We start from the raw sequence: 6,268 nt of genomic DNA, 5'->3' as shown, positions 1-6,268 counted from the left end.
GACGTGGACCGCGCCGTGCAGGCCGCCCGCCGCGCCTTCGAGGCCGGCGTCTGGAGCGGCCTGGCGCCGCGCCAGCGCAAGCAGCATCTGCTGCGCCTGGCCGCGCTGATCGACACGCACCGCGAGGAACTGGCGCTGCTGGAAACGCTGGACATGGGCAAGCCCATCCGCGACGCGCTGGCCTTCGACGTGCCGGAAACGGCGCGCTGCTACGCCTGGTACGCCGAAGCCATCGACAAGATCTACGACGAGATCGCCCCCACCGGCCCGGACGCGCTGGCCACCATCACGCGCGAAGCCCTGGGCGTGGTGGCGGCGGTGGTGCCGTGGAATTACCCGCTGATGATGGCCGCCTGGAAGGTCGCGCCGGCGTTGGCAGCCGGCAACAGCGTCATCCTCAAACCCGCCGAACAGGCTACGCTGTCGGCCATCCGGCTGGCGGGGCTGGCCGAGGAAGCCGGCATTCCCGCCGGCGTCTTCAGCGTGGTGCCCGGCCTGGGCGCGCAGGCCGGCCAGGCGCTGGGCCTGCATCCCGGCGTCGACTGCATCGCCTTTACCGGCTCCACCGCCACCGGCAAGCGCTTCATGGAATATTCGGGCCAATCCAACCTGAAGCGCGTCTGGCTGGAATGCGGCGGCAAGTCGCCGCACATCGTGTTCGAGGACTGTCCCGACCTGGACCGCGCCGCGCAGGCTGCGGCGCTGGCCATCTTCTCCAACCAGGGCGAAGTCTGCATCGCGGGCTCGCGCCTGTACGTGCAGGACGGCATCTACGACACCTTCATGGCCAAGGTCGCGGACTACGCTGCCACGTTGCAGCCGGGCGATCCGCTGGACCCCGCCACCGCCATGGGCGCCATGGTCGACGAACGGCAGATGCGCGGGGTGCTGGCCCGCATCGAAGCTGGCGCCGCCGAGGGTGCGCAACTGCGCCTGGGCGGCCGCCAGGCTCGGACCGCCACCGGCGGCTACTACATCGAGCCGACGATTTTCGATTGTGCCGGCCAGGACAACAGCCTGGTACGCGAAGAGATCTTCGGCCCGGTGCTGGCCGCGCAGCGCTTCGCCACCGAGGACGACGCCGTGCGGCTGGCCAACGACTCGATCTACGGCCTGGGCGCTGGCCTGTGGACCGCCAACCTGTCGCGCGCCCACCGCCTGTCGCGCCGCCTGCGCGCGGGCCTGGTGTGGGTCAACTGCTACGCCGACGGCGACATCACCGTGCCTTTCGGCGGCGTCAAGCAATCCGGCTTCGGCCGCGACAAGTCGCTGCACGCGCTGGACAAGTACAGCGATCTGAAGACGACCTGGATCAGCCTGACGGTTTGATCCCCCCGGCGGACGCCTGCGCGGCGTCCGCCATCCATGCCATTCCGCGTTATCTGCTTGGCCGCCAGCGTCATTGAAGGCGGCCGGTCCTTGTGCGACCTTGAACGGCGACGGACTGCCCACCGGGCGCCGTTGCGGGCAGGCGCAGGCGCTCTCCCGCCATCAGAACAATGACTGGAGACAACGATGCGCAATGCGATAAGGCGAGGCGGAACGCAATCCGCCCCCGGGGCACTTCCATCATCATGGCGGCGGACCGCGCTGGCAGCCATGCTGGCCGTTTCGGCCTGGGCCGCAGCCGGACCGGCTTGGGCGCAAGCCCCCTATCCCGCCAAGCCTGTCACCATCCTGGTCGGCTTCCCACCCGGCACGGCCACCGACACCGTCGCCCGGATGGTCGGCGACCGTCTGGCGCAGCGGCTGGGCCAGCAGTTCATCGTCGAGAACAAGCCCGGCGCGGGCGGCTCCATCGCCGCCGGCCTGGGTGCGCGCGCCAAGCCCGACGGCTATACGCTCATGATCGGCGCCTCCGCGCCGCAAGCCATCAACCCGCATGTCTATCCCAACCTGAACTACGACGCGCGCAAGGATTTCGCGCCCATCGGCCTGCTGACCTGGCTGCCCTACCTGTTCGTCGTCAGTCCGGATAATCCGGCCAACAACCTGAGCGAATTCCTCGCCGCGGTAAAGGCCAAGCCGAACCAGTACACCTACGCCACCACCGGCGTGGGCACCACCAGCCATCTGGTGACCTCGGTGCTGCTGGCCAAGGCCGGCGCCAGCATGATCCACGTGCCTTACAAGGGCAGCAGCCAGGCGCAGACGGACATCGTGGGCGGACGGACTTATGCCACCTTCGACACCATGGTGTCGTCCCTGGCCCTGGTGAAGGCCGGCCGCCTGAAAGCGATCGCCGTCAGCACCCCGGAGCGGGTCGCGAGCCTGCCGAATGTGCCTACCGTCGCCGAACAGGGCTTCCCCGGCTTTGACATGGGCGCCTGGCTGGGCCTGATCGCGCCTGCCGGCATCCCGCCCGAGATCCAGCAAAAGCTGGCTGCCGAGGTCAATACCGTGCTGACGGACCCCGCCGTGCGCGACAAGCTGGCGGATCTGGGCGCCCAGGTCCGCACCACCGCCACGCCCGCCGAATTCGGCGCGCTGATGCAGTCCGAATACGAATCGTGGGGCAAGGTGGTACGCGATTTCAGCGTCAAAGCCTCGGACTGAACAGGAGATCACAACCATGCATATCGCTACCTCCATGAGCCCCGAAGAACGCGACACCCGCATTCAACTGGCTGCCTGCTACCGGCTGGTGTCCCATTTCGGCATGAGCGATCTCATCTACAACCACATCACGGCGCGCATACCCGGGCCCGAGGGCCATCTGCTGATCAATCCCTACGGCATGCTGTATGACGAAATCACCGCGTCCAGCCTGGTGAAGATCGACCTGGACGGGAATGTGCTGAGCAATCCGGGCGAATATGGCATCAACGCCGCCGGCTACGTCATCCACAGCGCGGTGCACGGCGCCCGCCATGACGTGCACTGCGTCATCCATACGCACACGCGGGCCGGCATGGCGGTGTCGGCGCTGCAATGCGGCTTGCTGCCGCTAACCCAGACCGCCATGCGCTTCGCCAAGATCCCGTACCACGACTACGAAAGCGTGGCCATCGACCTGGACGAGCGCGCGCGGCTGGTGGCGGACCTGGGCCAGAACGAGGCGATAATCCTGCGCAACCATGGCCTGCTGGCGGCAGGCCCCAGCATCGCGCAGGCGTTCAACACGCTGTACTGGCTGGAGATGGCCTGCAAGGCGCAGGTCGATGCGCTGGCCGCCAACCGCGAGCTGTGCCTGCCGCCGCCGGCAGTGATCGAGAAGACCTGGCACCTGTATCAGCCCGCCACGCGCCGTCCTTTCGGCGAACTGGAATGGCCGGCCATGTTGCGCCTGATGGACAGGAAGGATCCCGGCTACCGCGAATGAGCCGCCGGCTGGCCCCGCCCCAGCAGATCGATGCCCGCCCCGCTGTCCGCGCCTTCCGGCAGGATCGCGGCGAGGCTGGTCTTGACCTCCAGGAAGTACGGCGCGCTCGAGGCCAGCCCGCGCGCAATGGCGTCAGCCACTTGATCCTGGCGCGTGATGTGCTCCGTCTGCATGCCGAAGGCGCGCGCCATCATCGTGAAATCGGGGCTGGCCAGGTTGGTGCCCGCGTAGCGTCCGGGATAGGTGCGCGCCTGATGCAGGCGGATGGAGCCGTAGCTATTATTGTTGGAGACGATGAAGAACACCGGCAGTCCGCGCTCGGCCGCGGCCATCATCTCGTTGCCCGTCATCATGAAGCCGCCGTCGCCCGCCAGGCACACCACCTTGCTTTGCGGCTGACGCAATTGCGAGGCGATGGCCGCCGGCGTGCCATAGCCCATGGCGCCGGACTGCGAGGCCATCAGCCTCTGCGGGTAGACAAAGGGAAAATGGCGGTACACCGGCGCGGCGAAGGTGCCCGCATCCAGGCAGACCATGAGGTCGCGGGGCGCCTGTTCGGCCAGGGCGCGGACCACGGACACGAACGGCACGCCGTCGTCGGCCCGTGGACTGGGCCAGGCGGAGGCGCGTTCCCGGATGGCGCGCAGGGACGCGGCCCAGTCGCCGCGGGCCGTGCAGCCCGTGGCGGGCAAGGCCGCCAATGCCTGCGCGGTAGCCACCGGATCGGCAACGATGCCGACATCGGCCGCGAAATGCTGATTCACGAAATGCGCATCGGCATGGCAGTGCACCAGCGTCTGCGAGGGTTTGGGATAACCGGGGAACGCGTAGCCCTGCGTGGTGATGTCGCCCAGGCGCGTGCCCAGCGCCAGGATCAGGTCGCTGGCGTCGAATGCCGCGACCTGGGCCGCCTGCGTCGCCAGGTCCAGGTCGCCGGCGTACAGCGGGTGCCTGTTCGGAAAGAGGTCGTGCTGGCGGAACGATACCGCCACAGGTATGCCATGTCGTTCCGCCAGTTGCCGCAGCGCATCGCGGCCGCCGGGCACATTGAAGGCGCCGCCGGCGATGATCAGCGGCTTGCGCGCGGCGTCCAGCAAGGCCTGCAGCCGCTGCAGCGTGGCGGGCGCGGGCTGCGCCGGACTGGCTGGCTCGGCAAGCCAGTCCGGTTGCTGCACCAACGCCTGCTGCACGTCTTCCGGGACGACCAGCACCACCGGCCCCGGCGAGCCGGAAGTCGCCACCCGCAGTGCCTTGAAAGCCGCCCAGGCCAAGTCTTCCGGCGCCGCCACCTCATGGACCCACTTGGCGATGGAACCGAACATCTTCTGATAATCGATCTCCTGGAAAGCCTCCTTGCGCAGGTCCTTGCGCGGCACCTGTCCGATCAGCAGGATCATCGGCACACCGTCCTGCTGCGCGGCATGCACGCCGATGGCCGCATTGGCCGCGCCCGGTCCCCTCGACACCATGACCACGCCTGGCCGGCCCGTCAGCCGGCCGTCGGCGCAGGCCATGAAACTCGCGCCACCCTCATGCCGGCAGGTCACCACGTCGATGCCCGGGAAATCATGCAGGGCGTCGAGCACGCCCAGATAGCTTTCGCCGGGCACCAGGAAAACGCGGTCGATGCCGTTGCCGGCGAAGATCTGGAGCAAGGCGTGGGAGGACGTGTTCGGTTCGGAAGCAGGTTTCATGGATGGCGGCAAACGAAAAGCAGGCGCGCAGGCGCGGGTCGGATTCGCTTGGATTCTAGGGTGGCTGGCGGGATGCCATGTAGGCATACTGTGCCTATCAGATATACAAAAAACGCACACAAGGAGCGCCTGCCCGCGCGTGCCGGCGGCGAGACATCGCGATGGACCTACGCAAGATCGAGAACCTGATCCACGTGGCCGATTCGGGCAGCTTCTCCAAGGCCGCCTCGGTGCTCGGCATCGCGCAATCGGCGCTGGGCCGCCAGGTCCGGAAGCTCGAAGACGAATGCGGCTGCGCCCTGCTCTATCGCAACGGCCGCGGCGTGTCCCTGACGCCCGAAGGCGAGAAGCTGCTGGATAGCTTGCGCCCCTTGCTGGCGCAAATGGCGCGGGTCGTGACCGAATTCCACGACGAGCAGAAATCGCCTTCGGGCCAGGTCACCCTGGGCCTGACGCCTACGCTGTCCCATATGGTCGGCATGCCGCTGGTGGCGGAAATCTGGAAGCGCCATCCGCGCATCCAGCTCAACGTCATCACGGGCTATAGCGGCTATGTGCATGAATGGCTGGCCAACGCCCGCGTCGACATTGCCGTGCTGCACGACGCGCGGCGTTCCCAGCACGTGGTGGTCGACCCCCTGGCCGAACTGGACCTGGCGCTGGTGTCGCCCGCGCAGAACCTGTCGCCCGCCGCGCGAGCCCAGTCCTCCATCGGCTTCTCGCAGCTCGCTGATCTGCCCTTGGCGCTGCCCACGCGCAGCCACGGCCTGCGCCGCACGCTGGAACAGGCGGCGGCGCAAGCCGGCACGCCCTTGAACGTCGTGTTCGAAATGGACGCGCTGGAATTGATGAAGGAAATCGTGCTGAACGGACTGGCCCACACGGTCCTGGCCCTGCCCGCGGTGGTGGGCGAGTTGAACAACGGCCAGCTGGTCGCCCGCAGGATCGTCAACCCCGCCCTGTCCACGCGCCTGATGTTGGCCACCGCGTCGAACCGGCCGCTGACGCAGGCGGTGAAGATCGTACAGGACGTCCTGCGGGAGTTGCTGGAGGGGATGGTCCAGCGGGAGCCTTATCGGTCGTATATGCGGATGGCGGAGGTGCGTTCTGGACCGCCATGATTCCGGTTTATTTTCCGGTCTTTCTGCCGCCTCCTGTCCAATACCCACTTACCTTGGCACCGGCAGCGGCGGCGCCGGCGTCAGCGGCCCGACCGGCACGCCGCGCTGCGCCGGCATCGGCGGCAAACGGG

General features: G+C 67.8%; 5 protein-coding genes. 4 read left to right on the top strand and 1 reads right to left on the bottom strand.

Features of this window, described 5'->3' with window-relative positions; genetic code table 11:
• The 3 genes from WBB14_RS32650 to WBB14_RS32640 all read left to right on the top strand — a co-directional run.
• On the top strand, window positions 1–1,329 hold a 1,329-nt coding region (locus tag WBB14_RS32650), incomplete at its 5' end, for an aldehyde dehydrogenase (protein ID WP_424243437.1).
• Window positions 1,330–1,599: 270 nt separating this feature from the next.
• Complete coding sequence (locus tag WBB14_RS32645; RefSeq protein ID WP_424243436.1) at window positions 1,600–2,556, top strand: Bug family tripartite tricarboxylate transporter substrate binding protein; 957 nt, start codon at window positions 1,600–1,602, stop codon at window positions 2,554–2,556.
• A 16-nt stretch (window positions 2,557–2,572) separates the two neighbouring features.
• Window positions 2,573–3,322: a class II aldolase/adducin family protein gene (locus WBB14_RS32640; protein ID WP_424243435.1), complete on the top strand. Its 750-nt coding sequence runs from the start codon at window positions 2,573–2,575 to the stop codon at window positions 3,320–3,322.
• Here the strand turns inward: WBB14_RS32640 and WBB14_RS32635 are convergent.
• A complete protein-coding gene (locus WBB14_RS32635; RefSeq protein ID WP_424243434.1) occupies window positions 3,310–5,016 on the bottom strand; it encodes a thiamine pyrophosphate-binding protein in 1,707 nt (568 codons plus the stop codon). The genes WBB14_RS32640 and WBB14_RS32635 overlap by 13 nt on opposite strands.
• Before the next feature lie 161 nt (window positions 5,017–5,177).
• Between WBB14_RS32635 and WBB14_RS32630 the strand changes: the two genes are divergently transcribed.
• Entirely contained in the window at window positions 5,178–6,137 is a 960-nt protein-coding gene (locus WBB14_RS32630) for a LysR family transcriptional regulator (RefSeq protein WP_424243433.1), read from the top strand.
• Window positions 6,138–6,268 lie beyond the last annotated feature (131 nt).

The organism is Achromobacter sp. (genome assembly GCF_049647645.1).
In the GTDB taxonomy this organism is placed as follows: Bacteria; Pseudomonadota; Gammaproteobacteria; order Burkholderiales; family Burkholderiaceae_B; genus Achromobacter.
This window is presented reverse-complemented; position numbering and strand designations above follow the sequence as displayed.